11 protein-coding genes are annotated in these 15,910 nt (G+C 69.7%); 4 read left to right on the top strand and 7 right to left on the bottom strand.

Going from position 1 to position 15,910, the window contains the following annotated elements; translation table 11 throughout:
• Window positions 1–2: 2 nt before the first annotated feature.
• On the bottom strand, window positions 3–515 hold the full coding sequence (locus OXI49_02845; GenBank protein MDE2689421.1) for a Spy/CpxP family protein refolding chaperone: 513 nt from the start codon (window positions 513–515) through the stop codon (window positions 3–5).
• A gap of 160 nt (window positions 516–675) precedes the next feature.
• Between OXI49_02845 and OXI49_02840 the strand changes: the two genes are divergently transcribed.
• The 3 genes from OXI49_02840 to OXI49_02830 all read left to right on the top strand — a co-directional run bounded on the left by OXI49_02840 (window position 676) and on the right by OXI49_02830 (window position 4,929).
• Window positions 676–2,436 carry a HAMP domain-containing sensor histidine kinase gene (locus OXI49_02840; protein ID MDE2689420.1) on the top strand — a complete coding sequence of 587 codons (1,761 nt, stop codon included), beginning with the start codon at window positions 676–678 and terminating at the stop codon, window positions 2,434–2,436.
• A complete protein-coding gene (locus OXI49_02835; protein ID MDE2689419.1) occupies window positions 2,433–3,155 on the top strand; it encodes a response regulator transcription factor in 723 nt (240 codons plus the stop codon). The genes OXI49_02840 and OXI49_02835 overlap by 4 nt, the downstream gene beginning before the upstream one ends.
• 70 nt (window positions 3,156–3,225) lie before the next feature.
• Window positions 3,226–4,929 (top strand): glutamine--tRNA ligase/YqeY domain fusion protein, encoded by a 1,704-nt coding sequence (locus OXI49_02830; GenBank protein ID MDE2689418.1) that lies wholly within the window; start codon window positions 3,226–3,228, stop codon window positions 4,927–4,929.
• 61 nt (window positions 4,930–4,990) lie between these two features.
• Here OXI49_02830 and gltX read toward each other — a convergent pair whose 3' ends face one another.
• Genes gltX through OXI49_02800 form a run of 6 tightly spaced genes read right to left on the bottom strand, consistent with a single transcriptional unit; the run spans window position 4,991 to window position 14,669 of the window.
• Window positions 4,991–6,481 carry a glutamate--tRNA ligase gene (gene gltX, locus OXI49_02825; protein MDE2689417.1) on the bottom strand — a complete coding sequence of 497 codons (1,491 nt, stop codon included), beginning with the start codon at window positions 6,479–6,481 and terminating at the stop codon, window positions 4,991–4,993.
• On the bottom strand, window positions 6,478–7,782 hold the full coding sequence (locus OXI49_02820; protein MDE2689416.1) for a tetratricopeptide repeat protein: 1,305 nt from the start codon (window positions 7,780–7,782) through the stop codon (window positions 6,478–6,480). Before OXI49_02820 ends, gltX begins: the two co-directional genes overlap by 4 nt.
• Entirely contained in the window at window positions 7,779–9,503 is a 1,725-nt protein-coding gene (locus OXI49_02815; protein MDE2689415.1) for a CRTAC1 family protein, read from the bottom strand. The genes OXI49_02820 and OXI49_02815 overlap by 4 nt, the downstream gene beginning before the upstream one ends.
• Entirely contained in the window at window positions 9,503–10,165 is a 663-nt protein-coding gene (locus tag OXI49_02810; GenBank protein MDE2689414.1) for a DsbA family protein, read from the bottom strand. Before OXI49_02810 ends, OXI49_02815 begins: the two co-directional genes overlap by 1 nt.
• Window positions 10,162–11,187: a UDP-glucose 4-epimerase GalE gene (gene galE, locus OXI49_02805; protein MDE2689413.1), complete on the bottom strand. Its 1,026-nt coding sequence runs from the start codon at window positions 11,185–11,187 to the stop codon at window positions 10,162–10,164. Before galE ends, OXI49_02810 begins: the two co-directional genes overlap by 4 nt.
• Window positions 11,188–11,210: 23 nt before the next feature.
• The gene (locus tag OXI49_02800) at window positions 11,211–14,669 is read right to left on the bottom strand and encodes a carboxypeptidase regulatory-like domain-containing protein (GenBank protein ID MDE2689412.1); all 3,459 of its coding nucleotides are present in this window, start codon (window positions 14,667–14,669) and stop codon (window positions 11,211–11,213) included.
• 237 nt (window positions 14,670–14,906) lie between these two features.
• Here OXI49_02800 and OXI49_02795 point away from each other — a divergent pair, with 237 nt between their 5' ends.
• On the top strand, window positions 14,907–15,887 hold the full coding sequence (locus OXI49_02795) for a malate dehydrogenase (protein MDE2689411.1): 981 nt from the start codon (window positions 14,907–14,909) through the stop codon (window positions 15,885–15,887).
• The last annotated feature ends 23 nt before the right edge of the window (window positions 15,888–15,910 follow it).

The following is a 15,910-nucleotide window of genomic DNA, read 5'->3' as shown; positions in this document are numbered from 1 at the left end:
CTCTAGTTCCGCGGACGGGGACCGCGGCCGCCAGGGCCGAAGAGCCCCCGGAAGCCGCCGCGACCGTTCTCCTGCAGAGCCTCCCAGCGGATCTGCTGGTCACGGTCTAGTAACCGCGTCGCATCCTCGTGAGCCTGAACCCTCGAATCTCTCAGTTGACGCGCCACCGCACGACGGTCGAGCTCCAACTGACCGACGACGGCCGGATCGGGGTTGTCGAGGTTCGCCTCGGTCTCCAGGCGTTCCGTGATGTCGCGCATCTGACGCATCAGAGGCCGCACGCTCGCTTCGTGCTCCTCGCGCAGGCGACGCCACTCTTCCATCTGGTCCTCCGTCAACTGGAGCACCCGAGCCATGCGCTCGGCCTCCCGCTCCGCGAAGTCTCCGCGGGCGCCTCGCTTGGAGTGGGGGCCGTCGCCTTCCTGGGCTGCCACGAACGCGGTCGCGGCCCCGACGAGAAGAGCGGGGAGCAGGATGCGGGCGATCCGGATCGAACGGTTCAGGGATGTCTTCATGCCAAGCACCTCCTTTGAGGGGTGTGAGGGATCAAACGTGAGAGAACGCTACGAGCGCTTGATCAGCCAGTCATCAAGCTGGCGCAAGATGTTTGTAACGCTTGTAAAGCCTCTCGCCGACCCGGTTTCCGCGCCACTGGCTGTAGCTACACTGCCTCCGATGGCTGTTCGCCGCATCAGAGGCCGCGGGCAGGGTTCTAGCGACCGCTGGTTGCTTGGCATAGCCCTGCTCGCCACTGTCCTCCTGGTGGCGCTGGCGGTGCTCCAGTACCACTGGACCGGCCAACTCAGCGATGCCGCGAATCGGCGGATGCGGGCGAACCTGGAGGAGTCGAGCCGCCTGCTCGCCAACGACATCGACAGCCAGCTCTCGGAACTCCAGCTGACCCTCCTGCGAGCGGCAACCGCCGATCGTCCGCGGCCGGCCCGCGGCGAAGAACGATCAGCACCGCTCGCCGACGCGCTCTCACGGATGCTCCAGAACTGGCGTGAAAACGCCGACTTTCCGGCCATCCTCGACCGGACGCGAATCGTTCTGACGGACCGCCGATCCACTCGCGGCGTCTTCCGGTTGGACGAGGAAAGCGGCCAATTCCAGGCCGAGACGGATCCCGACGCCCTCGACGACCTGAACGGTCTCCTGCGCCGGCCTGGCGCTCCGGCGTCGCGGACCGATCGGCTCGTCATGCCGATTCCGGCCCGCGGGCGGGGCGGGCCGCCCGGTCCGGCGGGCCTGATCGTGGCGACTCTCAGCACCACGGCCATCGAGCAACAGATGCTGCCGGCGCTGATCGAACGGCACTTCGGCGTCACGACGGAGGGCGCCGCACCCGAGTACCTGGTCACGGTGACCGACACGACGAGTTCCCCGCCGCGGCTCTTGTATCCGCTCTCCGGCGGCCGGGTCGCGAGCGGCGAGGATGCCGCGGCAGAACCGGCAGACATCGAGTTCTCAGCCTTCCGGGCACTGGGACGAGACGGGCGCAGGCGCTTCGGGCCCGCCGGCCGGGGCCGAAGCGAGCGAACCGAAGCCCAGCGAGCGGCGCTCGGGCAGCCCGGCGGGCCCTGGCTGGTGCGCATCACGCACCGCAGAGGGTCGCTTGAAGCCGTGACCAGCGCGGCACGACGGCGCAACCTCTACCACAGCTCCGGCGCCCTGTTCCTGATCGGCGTCGCCTTCGCCCTGGTCCTGGTGTCCGCCCGCCGCGCCCGGGCCCTGGCGGCTCAGCAGGTCGACTTCGTGGCCGGCGTCTCCCATGAGTTGAACACGCCGCTTCAGGCGATCCGTTCGGCGGGCGAGAACCTGCGCGCCGGGATCGTCCACAGGTCCGACGACGTCCGCGGCTACGGCGAGATGATCGAACGCGAGGGGCGCCGATTGTCCCGGCTTGTCACACAGGCGCTTCAGTGGGCGGGCATCGGCCGGACTTCGGCACGGAGAACGACTGCCGAGATCGACCCCGGCGAACTGCTCCGTACGACAGTGGCCGAATCGAACTGGTTTCTGGCGGAGAACGGCGTCGAACTCGAGCTCGAAGGGCTGGACGATCTGCCCTTGATCCCGGCCGACCGCGAGGCCCTGATCACGGCCTTCATGAATCTCCTGCACAACGCGGCCAAGTACGGCAGGGACGCGGACGGCAACGTGCGGGTGCGCGTCGACGCGAGATACGAGGCCGCCCGGCGGCAGGTGATCGTCGCCGTCACCGACCATGGGCCCGGCATCCCGAGGGCGGAGCAGCGGCACATCTTCGAGCCGTTCGTCCGCGGCAGGGCCGCAACCGAGGGCACTCAGCCGGGCTCCGGCCTGGGCCTGAGCCTCGCGCGCAACACGATCAAGGAGCACGGTGGCTCGATCACCCTGGACAGCGAGCCCGGTCGCACGACGTTCCGCGTCTCGCTGCCGGCGGGCGCTTCATGACCGGGCAACGCCTGCTCCTCGTCGAAGACGAACCGAGCCTCGCCCGCACACTGAGCGACCGACTGGTCGCCGAGGGCTACGACATCGAAGTCGCGGCCGACGGGCCATCGGGCCAGCGGATGGCGACCGACGGCGGCTTCGACCTCGTCCTGCTCGACGTCAATCTCCCGGGCAAGAACGGCTTCGACGTCTGTCGCGATCTGCGCCAGGGCGGCACTTCGACGCCGATTCTCATGCTCACCGCGCGCAACGAACTCGTCGACCGCGTTCTCGGCCTCAAGCTCGGTGCCGACGACTACCTAGCGAAGCCGTTCGAGACGTTGGAGTTGCTGGCGCGGGTCGAAGCGCTGCTGCGACGGAGTCAGGCCGGCACGCCAGCCTCGCCGACGGCGGCCGAAAGCGAACGCGGCTACCGCTTCGGCAACGTCCGCGTCGACTTCGACCGCGCCCAGGTGTGGCGAACAGCCGAAGACGGCAGCGAGTCCGAGCTCGCCTGCTCGGCGCTCGAGTACCGCCTGCTCAGGTTCCTGATCGAGCAACGCGGCCAGGTCCACGACCGGGACCGCCTGCTCGACGAGGTGTGGGGTTACGACGCGACGCCGACGACCCGCACCGTCGACGTGCACGTGTCGTCGTTGCGGCAGAAGGTGGAGCCGAATCCGGGCCGGCCGGAGTTCATCGTGACCGTGCATGGACTGGGCTACCGCTTCGACGGCTGACGACGGAGAGCCGGGGCCGGCGATTCGATAACCTTCGCTGCTTCGCAGCAAAGCGCCCCGGCCGCCCGCCATGCCCGACGATTCCAGCACTTCCAGGCCCCTCGACTTCATCCGCGAGCGCGTGCGGGCCGACGTCGCCGCGAGCAAGCACGGCGGCAAGGTCGTCACACGCTTTCCTCCAGAGCCGAACGGCTACCTGCACATCGGCCACGCGAAAGCGATCTGCCTCGACTTCGGCGTCGCCGAAGAGTACGGCGGCCACTGCAACCTCCGCTTCGACGACACGAACCCGACCGCGGAGGACACCGAGTACGTCGAGGCCATCGAGCGCGACGTGCGCTGGCTCGGTTTCGACTGGGGCGGCGAGGCGCTCTACGCCTCGGACTACTTCGACCAGCTCTACGAGTGGGCGGTCGAGCTGATCCGAAAGGGCAAGGCCTACGTCTGCAGCCTGAGTCCGGAGGAGGCGCGCGCCTACCGCGGGCGCTGGAACGAGCCGGGCCGCGAGAGCCCCTACCGCGACCGCTCGGTGGAAGAGAACCTCGACCTTTTCGAGCGGATGAAGAACGGCGAGTTCGCGAACGAAACGCACACACTGCGCGCGAAGATCGACATGTCCTCGTCGAACATGAACCTGCGCGACCCGGTGCTCTACCGGATCCTGCACGCGGAGCACCACCGCACGGGCTCCAGGTGGTGCATCTACCCGATGTACGACTGGGCCCACGGCCAGTCCGACGCGATCGAGGGCGTGACCCACTCTCTGTGCACCCTCGAGTTCGAGGACCATCGGCCGCTCTACGACTGGTTCCTCGACCACATCGACGGCATCCACATGCCGCAGCAGATCGAGTTCGCCCGCCTCAACCTGACCTACACCCTGACCTCCAAGCGCAAGCTGAGGCGGTTGATCGACGAAGGCCTGGTCGACGGCTGGGACGATCCCCGCATGCCCACCCTGACCGCGCTCCGCCGCCGCGGTTGTCCGCCCGAGGCGATCCGCGACCTCTGCGCGCGCGTCGGCCTGACCAAGAACGATTCGGTCGTCGACCTCAGCCAGCTCGAGTTCGCGATCCGCAACGAGCTGAACCGCACCGCGCCGCGGACGATGGCCGTGCTGCGGCCGCTCAGGGTGGTGATCGAGAACTACCCCGACGACCTCGTCGAGGAACTCGAAGCGATCAACAACCCGGAAGACGCTTCGGCCGGCACCCGCAAGGTGCCCTTCTCCAGGGTGCTCTACATCGAGCGGGACGACTTTCGGCGCGACCCGCCGCGGAAGTTCTTCCGGCTCGCGCCGGGCCGGGAAGTGCGGCTCCGCTACGCCTACTTCATCACCTGCACCGACGTGATCGAGGACGACGACGGCAACGTCGTCGAACTCCGCTGCACCTACGATCCGGCGACCCGCGGCGGCGACGCGCCGGACGGCCGCAAAGTCAAGGCGACCCTGCACTGGGTGTCGGCGGCGCACGCGATCCCGGCCGAAGTCCGCCTCTACGACCGGCTGTTCAACCACCCCAACCCGGCCGGCGCTCCCGGTGAGATCGAGGAGCACCTGAATCCGGGTTCGCTCGAGGTCCTGACCGACTGCCGCCTGGAGCCAAGCCTCGCCGGCGCTGAGATTGGCGACCGGGTCCAGTTCGAGCGGCTCGGCTACTTCTGCGTCGATGCGGACAGCGCGCCCGGGGCGCCGGTGTTCAACCGGACGGTGACGCTGCGCGACACCTGGGCGAAGATCGAGCGGGCGCAGAAGGCCGCGGAGCGAGGCTAACGCCTCGCGCGACTCCACGAAGGCCGGCGGGGGCGCGGGCGCACCGAGTGGGCTACCGCCTCTATGTCAGCTCCTCGAAGCGCTTCTGCAGCTTCTTCATCCGCTTCCCGGAGATCCCGCCGAGCGCCTCGATGGCGCGGCGGATGCGGGCGCGCACGAGGTCCGGGCCGAGGATCTCCATCGACTGAAACAGCGGCAGCGAGGACGTCTCGCCGGACATGGCGACGTAGAAGGGCCGGGTCAGGTTCCGCAGGCTCATGCCGAGCGCTTCCGACAGGCGCCTGAAGTGGCTCTGGACGATCTCGGCGGTGAAGGTCTGCTCGCGCTCCAGCGTCCACAGCATGAACTGGAGCGCCTCGGCGACCTGGGCCTCTTCGAGACCCTTGACGGCCAGCTTCTCCCGCTCGACCTCCGGCGCGTCGACGAACAGGAAGTTCGTCAGCCGTCCCCAGTCGCCCAGGGTCTCCAGGCGCGGCTGGGCCAGGGCGGCAATCTCGGCGAGGCGCTCCTTGCGCATGGACCATTCGCGCACGAGTTCCGCGAGACCCGCCGCATCGTAGTCCTCGCGCAGGTAGCGGGCGTTGAGCCAGCGCAGCTTGTCGAGGTCGAAGACGGGACCTCCGAGCGAGATGTCCTCGAACCGGAAGCCGTTGGCGAGCTCCTCGAAGCTGAACTTCTCTTCGCCCTCCGACCGGCTGGACACCATCAACCCCAGGAAGTTGAGCAGCGCCTCGGGCAGGAAGCCGGCATCCCGGAACCAGGTGATCGAGGTCGGGTTGCGGCGCTTCGAGAGCTTGGAGCGGTTCGCGTCGTTGTTGCGCAGGAGCGGCAGGTGGCAGAACACAGGCGGCTCCCAGCCCAGCGCCTCGTAGAGCCGCAGGTGCTTGGGCAGGGAGTTGATCCACTCCTCGCCGCGGATCACGTGGCTGATCGCCATCTCGTGGTCGTCGACGGTGCAGGCGAGGTGGTAGGTCGGGTAGCCGTCGGCCTTGAGGATGACCTGGTCGTCGATCAGCTCCCACTCGCGCCGGATCTCGCCGCGCAGGAGGTCCTGCATGACGCATTCGCCCTCGGTCGGCATGGCCAGACGGACCGTGTGGGGCTCTCCCGCCGCGGCCCTGCGCTCGGACTCGGCGACCGGCAGGCTCCGACAGCGGCGGTCATAGCCCGGGAAGCGCTGCTCGGCGCGGTTCTCCCGGCGCATCTCGTCGAGCCGCTCCCGCGTGCAGAAGCAACGGTAGGCGCTACCCGCCGCGAGCAGGCGATCGACCTCCGAGCGGTAGAGGTCCAGCCGCTCGCTCTGGCGGTACGGTCCCTCGTCCCAGTCCAGACCCAGCCAGCGAAGGGCGTCGAGGATCGCCGCCTCCGACTCGCGGCTCGAACGGGCGCGGTCCGTGTCCTCGATCCGCAGCACGAACACGCCGCCGCGGCTGCGCGCGAAGGCGAGGTTCACCAGCGCCTGGTAGGCGGTGCCGACGTGGGGGTCGCCGGTCGGCGACGGCGCTACCCGCACTCGTACCGGCGTGTCGGTACCGTGTCCCAAGTCACTCATCCGCGTGCCCTTTCCCGGTACTGCGCAAGCCGGCGCCGGTGGAGCCGCAATTCGCTGTCGCTGGCCCCGCCCCGCTCCAGCGCTTCGATCACCTGCTCGACGCGGCGCGCCGCGTCGTCGTAGAAGCCTGCACCTCCCAGAGCGTCGGCCAGCTCGAGCTGGAGCTGGACCATCAGGTCCCGCATCCGGTTGTCCGAAACACCTGCCGCGGCCGCGCGGTCGAGCCGCGCGAGAGCCCGGGCCACGTCGTTCTCCCGCATCGCCAGCATGGTCGTGACGAGCAGCATGTGGATATCGGCCGGATCTTCGGCAAGGACCCGCTCGGCCTCGGCATCCGCCTCCCCGAACTCTCCGAGCTTGAACAGGGCGCCCGCCAGCACGGCTCGCCCGCCCGCCAGATCGGGGTCGAGTTCGAGGGCCCGCCGCGCGGCCGCGGCGGCCTCCCTCGGCCGGTTCATCCGGTCGTGGACCCCGGCCGCGGCGAAGTGCGCCTGGGCATTGCCGGGTTCCAGTTCGATCAGCCGCCGGAGCTCTCCGAGGGAAGCCTGCAACTGCCCCGTCTCCCGGTAGGTCCTGCTCCGGCGCAGGAAGCTCTCCGAGTCCACGGCCAGCAGGTCGACCTGGGCGCGGCGCGAATCGCGCTGGTGGAGCAGCGGCGGCAGGTCGCGCGCCGCCTGGGCGAGACGCCTCGCCCCGTCGCGGTCGCCTGCGCGGTGCCGGGCGCGCGACAGCATGGCGACGACGGCCTGGGTCTCGGGGCTCAGCTCGTAGGCCCGCTCGAGGTGGCGAAGGGCCTGATCGACCTCGCCGCGTGCGAGGGCGAGCCGGCCGAGGCCGAGGTGCGCGACCGCGTTGTCGGGTTCGAGACGCGCGGCTTTCCGGTAGTGCTCGTCAGCGTCGGCGGCGCGGCCGATCTTCTCGAGGGCGGAGGCGAGTCGGATGCGGGCCGGCGCGTAGTTGGGGTCGAGTTCGACCGCCTGACGGAAGAGCATCGCCGCCGCCGCCGGATCGCGCGCCTCTTCCACGTTCGCTCGCAGGTAGATCCAGCGGAAGTCGCCGGGCGCCAGCCGCGAGGCCTCGGCGTACGCGGCTGCGGCCTCCTCGTCGAACTGGTGGGCGTGGAGCGTCATGGCGAGGCGGCCCCAGGCGGCGGGAGAGTCGGGCTCGCCGGTGGTGGTGGCGAGTTCCTTCTCGATGGCGGCGCGCACGCGGGGTTCGACGGCGGTGAGATCGGGGGACGGAGGTTCGGCGGCGGAAGCAGCGACGGCGACGAAGCCAATGGGCACGGCGAAGCTCCTCATCGGCCTGCTCCACGGAGGAGTGTCACTTCGTTGCCGCTCGCAGTGCCGTCGAAGGTCTCGACTTCGCCGCCGGGCCAGGTCACCTCGAAGCGCTCGACGCCGATGGCGTCGCCGAGGCCGATGTGGAGCGGCGTCTCGCCTCCGGTCAGGTAGCCGCCGACGGGCAGCACGAGGCGGCGAACCGGCCGGCCGTCGATCCAGGCGACGACCGAGGCGCCGAACACCGTACGCCGGCGGTCTGGGTCGACGACACGAAGCCGCATCCAGCCCGCTGTGCCCGTCGCGGCCTCCGTGATCGTCTCGTTGCGATAGACGCGCGCCGGCCCCTCCAGGTTGCTGACCAGCAGGTCCAGATCGCCGTCACCCTCCAGGTCGAAGGGAACCAGACCTCGGCTCACGTCGAGCGCCGTTCCGAAGTCGCCCGAGGCCGCACTGGCATCGGCGAAAGCGCCGGCACCGTCGCCGAGCATCAGCAGGTTGGGCTCGGCGTAGCCTTGCCAGAACCAGTCGTCACGGTCCGAGAGCGTCTCCGGCCGCTGCTTGACCGCGCCGTTGACCACGGCGAGGTCGAGGTCGCCGTCGTTGTCGGCGTCGAAGAACGCCGTCCCGAAGCCGGTGTACGGCGTGCTGGCCGCGGCCAGACCGGCTTCGGCCGCCCGGTCCTCGAAGCCGTCCGTCGCCCCCGGTGTTCCACCCAGGTTCACGTACAGCGTGTTCGTCTCCTCGATCAGGTGGCTCAGGAACAGGTCCACGTCCCGGTCGCCGTCGATGTCACCCAGTGCTATGCCCATTCCCGCCTCGCCCACGCCGAACCGATTGTAGGCCGCGCCGAGCAGCACCGCGTCGTCCTCGAACACGCCGTCACCGCGGTTGATCCAGAGCTGGTTCGGGTCGGCGTCGTTGGCGACGTAGACGTCGGGCAGTCCGTCCTCGTCGAGGTCGGCGGCAACGACGCCCAGGCCCGCGTCCTCGATCGGCGAAACGCCCGCATCCCGGCTGCGATCAACGAAGCGCCGGCCGCCCTCGTTCCGGTAGAAGACATCCGCCTCGCCCTCGAACTGCTGCGGGCCGCAGTAGTCGACCCGCCCGCCCTGGACCTGGCACTCGCGCGCCTCGTGCCACTGAACGTAGCGGGTGACGTAGAGGTCCAGCCAGCCGTCGAGATCGGCGTCGAAGAACACGGCCGAGGTCGACCAGCCGGGCGTCGCAACAGCTAGCTCCCCCGACGCATCGACGAACCGGCCGCCGCCCTCGTTCCGGTAGAGCACATCGGGCCCGAAGTTCGTCACGTACAGGTCGAGATCGCCGTCGTTGTCGACATCTCCGACGGCCGCGCCCATCCCGAAACCAGGATTGTCCAGACCCGAACCCGCGCTGGCGTCGACGAAACGGCCGCGCGGCCGCTGCAGGTAGAAGCGGTTGCGCCCCGCCTCGCCGGCGATCTCGCTGCCCGCGTTCGGGAAGTAGAGGTCGAGCAGGCCGTCGCCGTCCGCATCGAACGCCGCGACGCCGCCGCCCATAATGGCCGGCATCGGGAACGTCCCGGCCGAGCCGGTAGCGTGGACGAAGTCGAGGCCGGTTTCGGCCGTCACGTCGATAAATCGCGCACCTCCCGCGACCGCGGCGTCCGTCGACGGCGCGGCCGGCGGTTCCGAAGCGCCTTCCTCCACCGCGCAACCGAGGATCGCGGCCGCGGTCGCGGACAAAGCGAGGAGACGCATCAATTGACCCCGGCTGCGGCATCCGCCTCCAGCCGACGGCGCCGCCGCGCGTAGCGCCGGATCATCCCCAGCATCGTCTCCTCGTCGTGGATGCCGCACAGCGGGAAGACGTCGAGCATCAAGGTCGGCACGCCCTCGACCCCGGCCGCCACCGCCTTCCCCGTGACCTCGGCCAGCCGGCGGCCGGCGGCCAGATCGTCGGCCGACCCGAGCGGGAAGGGGACGCGGACCGCGAAGTCCCGCAGCAGATCCTCGACGTCGGCATCGCGCTCGTAGCAGGCCGCGAACACGGCCTCCCGCCATTCCCGTTCGATCGTCGGGTCGAGTCCGCGGTCGATTCGCTCGTCCAGGACCACCGCTACCTCACCGGCCAGGCGCGAGTCGGGCCAACGCGCGGGTGGGTCGAAGTTCACGTCCAGCGCCGCAGCCACCCTCAGCAGACTCTGCCGCCGTGCCGGGTCGAGAAGCCGGCCGCGCTGGAAGTTCCCCACGCCGGTCAGATCGATCGCCTTCCACCGCAGGTCGACGCGCTCCTTCGCGAGCGCCTCGTCGATCCGGGCCAGCACACGGTGCGCCACGTAGCTCAGGCTGGAGGCGAAGTCGTAGTAGACGAACACCTCGAGCGCGGGATCCCCGGCGGCCGGTCTGCCGTCTCCGCTCAACTTCCGTAGCCCTCGGGGTTCGCGTTCTGCCAGCGCCAGGCGTCGGCACAGATGTCGTCGAGGCCGCGCTCCGCCGTCCAGTCAAGGTGGCGGCCCGCGAGCGACGGATCCGCCCACACCTCCGTCGCGTCGCCTTGCCGCCGCCCTTCGAGCACGGCCGGTATCTCACGGCCGCTGGCCCGTTTCACGGCCTCGAGCACCTCGAACACCGTGACCCCGCGGCCCGTGCCGAGGTTGTACTCGGAGCAACCGTCGACCGCCGGCAGGCGGTCCAGGGCTCGCAGGTGTCCCGTCGCCACATCGACAACGTGGAGGTAGTCCCGGATGGCGGTGCCGTCACGGGTCGGATAGTCCGTACCGAACACCCGTAGCTGCGGCAACCTGCCCACGGCGACCTGCATGGCGCCAGGGAGCAGGTTCTCCGGCCGGCCCCGCGGATCCTCGCCGATCCGGCCGCTCGGGTGGGCACCGGCGGGGTTGAAGTAGCGCAGCGAGAGGATCCGCCAGCCCTCCTCCGACGCAGCCAGATCGCGCAGCATGCGCTCGGCGAAGAGCTTGGTGTGGCCATAGGGATTGGACGGCCTGAGCGGCGCGCCCTCCGCCAGCGGACAGGCGCCAGGCTCCGGATCGCCGTAGACCGTCGCGGACGACGAGAACACCAGACGGCGCACACCATGGCGACGCATCACCCGTAGCAGACTGAGCGTGCCGCCTACGTTGGTGCGGTAGTAGCCGAGCGGGTCGGCGCACGACTCGCCCACCGCCTTCTTCGCCGCGAAATGGATGACCGCCTCACAGCCGCCGTCGCCGAACGCCCGCTCCAGAGCCGCTTCGTCGAGTACGTCTCCTTCGACGAAACGCAGTCTCCGTCCGGCCAACTCCTCGACCCGCCGCAGCGCCTCCGGCGAGCTGTTCGAGAGATCGTCGATGACCGTGACGTCCCAGCCCGCACCCAGCAGCTCGACGCAGGTGTGACTGCCGATGAAGCCGGCTCCGCCGGTGACCAGAACCCGCTCCGCCATGTGCCGAGTCTATGGGTGGACTGCTACCGATCCGCCGGCACCCGCACTGACAGTGTGACGTCCGCGTCGCGAGCACTGAGGTCCACGTCCGCCGACCCGGCGATGTCTTCGGATGTCCGGCTAGCGCCGCTCGGCCGGACCTCCAGCCGGTAAGGAGCCGAGAACAGGCCATCGAGCACGAACGAGCCGTCCTCGGCGGTGCGCGTGTACACGAGGCGTCTGGACGCTGCCGCGATCTCACCGAAAGCCGCACTCTGCGCCGGTATCGCGGAAACCAGCATCCCCGCGGCTGGCAGACCGGTCTCACCGTCGAACAACCGGCCTCGAACCGCGGCGCTGGTCGCCTCAAGATCGACGTGGACGACCGTATCGGCCACGCGAATCGCGCGTTGCTGCCCGACCGCCGCGATGGCGACTTCGTCGCCGGTACGCAGGCCGTCGATCAAAAAGCGCCCGCGCTGGTCGGTGCGAACGCTCCAGCTCAGTCCCCGGCCTTCCTCCCGGGCCAGTACCCATTCGCCAACCAGCGGCCACTCGTCAAGCGTCACCGTACCCTCGATGGCGCCGCCGCCGTCCGCGAACGAGATCTCCACCTCCGCCACACCACTCGGCGGGTACTGAATCGGCGACCGGCGCGTGCGCCCGGCCACCGAAGCCGTAGCGATCATCGTGGCGCCCTCTCGCTCGTGAAAGGGGGCTTCGAACACCGGCTCCAGATCGGTTCCTCCCGTGGGGCGGACCAGGGTCGTGCTCATCGACCCGCCCTCCGGATACGTCGCGCTGACCCTCACCACCACTTCGGCAGCCTCCGGGGCCGTAAGACCGAGAACCCGGACGCTCACGAGACGGGGCTGCGGCACCTCCAACTCCACGTACGGCCGGTCGCCGGCGGCGACGGTCACCTCGACCTCAGGGCCTCCGGCGCCGCCGGTGCGCGCACTCAGGGAGTAGAGGCCCGGGTCGATCTGGAACTCAAAGCCGCCATCCTGGCCGGTTTGCGCGTTTCCACCGCCGTACCCGACGATGAACCGGTCCCGATTCCGAGGCCGCGCATCCACGGAGGCGCCCGACACGGGCGTTCCGTCCGGCCCCAGGACCCGGCCACGCACCGTCACCGGCGTGACGTCGATCGTGATCTCGCCCATGTTCGCCACCACATCGATCTGGCGCCGCTTGCTCCGCGTCAGGCCGGGTACCCGGCACTCGACAGTCGCCGGTCCCAGCGGGGCCCTGACGGCGAACCGACCGGCAACATCGGTGACGGACACGGCCGAGCGGATGGAGACCGAAGCGCCCGGCACCGGCGCGCCATCGCGGACCACCACACCCGTCACCTCGATCTCCGCCTTCGGTCGGAGGACGAGATCGATAGAGCTCGGCGGCAGTTCAGCCAGGACGCGGTCGAGATTCTCGTAGGCCTCGGCGCGAACGGTGAGAACGCCCGCACCCGTCGGGAAGCCGGTCAGTACGAAGTCTCCGTCCGGCTCGGACTCCGTACTGGCGCCACCGCGGCGGACCGTCTGCTGAAACCGGATGCGCGCCTTGACGCCCTCGCCGGTCGACTCGTCCGTTACGCGGCCGGCCAACTCATAGGCTGTTCGGAGCCGCACTCCGAGCACTTCCCCCTCTGTCGCGGCATCCACCCGTACCGGCGACACGTTCTCGGGCACAAAACCGGCCGCCCGAATCCGCAAGGAGACGACATCGCCCGGCACCAGCCCGCCGATGCGAAAGCCCCCGCTTGCGTCGGTCGTCGCACCGAGCTTCTCATCGCCGATAGAGCCCACCGGCGAGTAGGTTCCCCCGCCGCTTCCGAAGTCAACCGCGGCGTCCTCGACCGGGGCACCCTCCTCGTCCACGACACGGCCCCGCAGAACGGTCTCCGACTCCAGCACCACGTCGCCGAGCTGCTGGTCCCCGGCATCCCCCGGAACCGCCTCCGGGAGCGGCCGCCGAACCGTGCCATGGCCAGGCGCGGCCGCGACGAGCCGGACATCGTCCTCGTCCGGCGGATCGAGTCGGAACGTCCCGTCGCCGTCCGTGCTCACGAACTGCAGCAGCGATGGGTCCCCAAGATTCCACGTCGAGGCTTCACCCACGAACCGATCCGCTACCCAACGACGCGCGAGGGCCACCGCTCCGGGTACGCCGCTGCCGCTCCGGGCCGAAACGAGCCGGCCCAGAATCGCCCGGGTTGACCTCAGTTCCACGACAAGCTGGTCCGCCGCGGTCTGACTGAGCAGGTCGCTCAGTCTCGTGCGCGTTTCGCGGTAGCCCGGTGCGCCCGCGACGAGCCACCTTCGTTCCAGCGGCTCCGGCACCTCCACGAGAAACCGCCCGGCCTCGTCGCTCAATCCGGCCGGCCCCGCCGTGGCTCCATATCCGGATGCCACGACCTGCGCACCCTCCACAGGGTCACCGGCCATGTTCAGGGAGACTCCGCGGAGCCGCCGCAGAGGCTCCAACGACATCCCTTTGGACCCGGCGGACCACGCAATCCGCAGTGGACTGAATCGCTCCGCCAACACGGTCGTTCTCGCTACTCCGGGGCCGGCGGCGACGAGAAACGTCGTGTTCTCCGGTCGCCCGCCATGGAAGGCAAGCGGCACTCCCGACGAGGACCAGTGAACCACCGCGACGGTCGGTAGCTCATCGCGGTCCCTGCCGACACCCGTCAGCGTCACAGGCACCGGCTGCGGCGCACTCGCGTTCAGTTCGGCGACGCCCCCGTTCAGTTCGACCCCATCCAATCCGCCGCCCCTGTCCAGCACCTGGTAGGCGCCCGCCGGCACCCCGTATCGACCCAGCTCATCCGTCGTCCCGGCCGGCCAGCCGTCGGCGCGAATGAGAATCGCTGCGGGCACCGGCGCACCATTCCGCCTCAGGACACCGTCGGCGACCGGCGCGGCCAGGCGTTCCAGTTCGACGGCGACAGGTGCCCCGGCGAGGCAATCGACGACCTTCGGCTCGTACCCGGGCGCACCGATCGTCAGCGCCACGGCATCCCGCTGAACGCCGGAAACGGTCCGCCTGCTCCTTCCGGCCTCGAACTCGTAGCTGGTCGCTCTCCCGGCCTGTAGCCGGCGCAGCGGCGGCCACATGCTCCACGAGCGCGACAAACGAAGATCACGCAGGCTCCGGCCCCTGACCACCCAGGCGCTCCCGGGCGCCACCAGTGTCAGGCTGCAGGAAGCGGTGTTGCCCAGCTCAAGCGGCGGAAGAAGGGTGTGCGTCTCCGGCCCCACGAGCAGATACGTCCTCGGCGCCGTGCCGGGACCTTGTAGTCTGATCCAACGTACACCCGGCTCGGCAACCTGGATCGCGAAGCGGCCGCCCGAGGTCTGGACCGTCACCTCCGCCGCATGAAAGCCGTCCGGTTCATCGCGCAGAACTGTGCTCAGCAGCTCGTAGAGCGTAGGCGCCCGCACCAGGGACACCTCCAGCGGACCGGCATCGGGCCGCCCCTGGATAGAGCCACTCACCTCGACCGCAGCTCCAGCACCGGCTACCGCCAGCAAGCCCGCCGCCAAAGACACAGCGACCGCTCGATAGCGAACGCCGTCCAACGCGCGACACCGCATGGTTCCTCCCCTCAGAGAGAACTACGAATCTAGCGAACAACCCGTGCAATCTCTCCCCGCCGCCGATGCTTCCGAACCAGCACGCTCACAAGCCCGCGGTGCTACGATCCCGCGCCGGATCGAGGAGGAAACCAGGCCATGCTGACACCCGTTCGAGTCGCCGTCACCGGAGCCGCCGGTCAGATCGGCTATTCCCTGATCTTCCGCATCGCGGCCGGCGAGATGCTGGGGCCGGAGCAGCCGGTGAGCCTGCACCTGCTGGAGATTCCGCCCGCGATGGATGCGCTGTCGGGAGTGGTCATGGAACTCCGTGACTCGGCGTACCCCCTGCTGCACGAGGTCGTCACGAGTTCGGACGCCGACGAGGCCTTCGACGGCGTGGACATCGCCATGCTGGTCGGCGCGCGGCCGCGCGGACCGGGCATGGAGCGCAAGGACCTGCTGCAGGCGAACGCCGCGATCTTCTCCGTCCAGGGCAAGGCCCTCGACGCCCACGCGAGCCGCGACGTGCGGGTGGTCGTGGTCGGCAACCCGGCGAACACGAACGCACTGATCGCTGCCAGCAACGCGCCGGGCCTCGACCGGCGGCAGTTCACCGCAATGACCCGACTCGACCACAACCGGGCGATCAGCCAGCTCGCCGAGAAGACCGGCGCCCACACCACCCAGGTCCGCCGCATGGCGATCTGGGGCAACCACTCGGCGACGCAGTACCCGGACCTCAGCCACGCCCTGGTCGACGGGAGGCCGGCGCCGGAGCTCGTCGACGAGGCCTGGACCCGGAAGGAGTTCATCCCCACCGTTCAGCAGCGGGGTGCGGCGATCATCAAGGCGCGCGGCGCCTCGTCGGCGGCTTCCGCGGCCGCCGCAGCGATCGACCACATCCGCACCTGGGTTCAGGGCACGACCGACGGCGACTGGGTCAGCATGGCGATCCCGGCCGACGGCAGCTACGGCGCTCGCGAAGGAGTTGTCTACTCGTTCCCGGTCACCACGAACGGTGGCGACTACGAGATCGTGCAAGACCTCGACATCGACGAGTTCAGCCGCGGCCGGATGCAGGCGACGCTGGACGAGCTGTTCGAGGAGCGTGCCGGGGTCGAGGAACTCCTGCCGTAGCCCGGCCCGGGCAGACCGGCCCG

Source organism: Acidobacteriota bacterium (assembly GCA_028875725.1).
Taxonomy (GTDB): domain Bacteria; phylum Acidobacteriota; class Thermoanaerobaculia; order Multivoradales; family Multivoraceae; genus Multivorans.
The sequence above is the reverse complement of the archived record's forward strand: the minus strand, read 5'-3'. Positions and strand labels throughout refer to the sequence as shown.

Excerpts from the sequence above, each read along its gene's own strand:
- OXI49_02845 (MDE2689421.1), bottom strand. The coding sequence starts at position 515 with ATGAAGACATCCCTGAACCGTTCGATCCGGATCGCCCGCATCCTGCTC.
- OXI49_02840 (MDE2689420.1), top strand. The coding sequence starts at position 676 with ATGGCTGTTCGCCGCATCAGAGGCCGCGGGCAGGGTTCTAGCGACCGC.
- OXI49_02835 (MDE2689419.1), top strand. The coding sequence starts at position 2,433 with ATGACCGGGCAACGCCTGCTCCTCGTCGAAGACGAACCGAGCCTCGCC.
- OXI49_02830 (MDE2689418.1), top strand. The coding sequence starts at position 3,226 with ATGCCCGACGATTCCAGCACTTCCAGGCCCCTCGACTTCATCCGCGAG.
- gltX (MDE2689417.1), bottom strand. The coding sequence starts at position 6,481 with ATGAGTGACTTGGGACACGGTACCGACACGCCGGTACGAGTGCGGGTA.
- OXI49_02820 (MDE2689416.1), bottom strand. The coding sequence starts at position 7,782 with ATGAGGAGCTTCGCCGTGCCCATTGGCTTCGTCGCCGTCGCTGCTTCC.
- OXI49_02815 (MDE2689415.1), bottom strand. The coding sequence starts at position 9,503 with ATGCGTCTCCTCGCTTTGTCCGCGACCGCGGCCGCGATCCTCGGTTGC.
- galE (MDE2689413.1), bottom strand. The coding sequence starts at position 11,187 with ATGGCGGAGCGGGTTCTGGTCACCGGCGGAGCCGGCTTCATCGGCAGT.
- OXI49_02795 (MDE2689411.1), top strand. The coding sequence starts at position 14,907 with ATGCTGACACCCGTTCGAGTCGCCGTCACCGGAGCCGCCGGTCAGATC.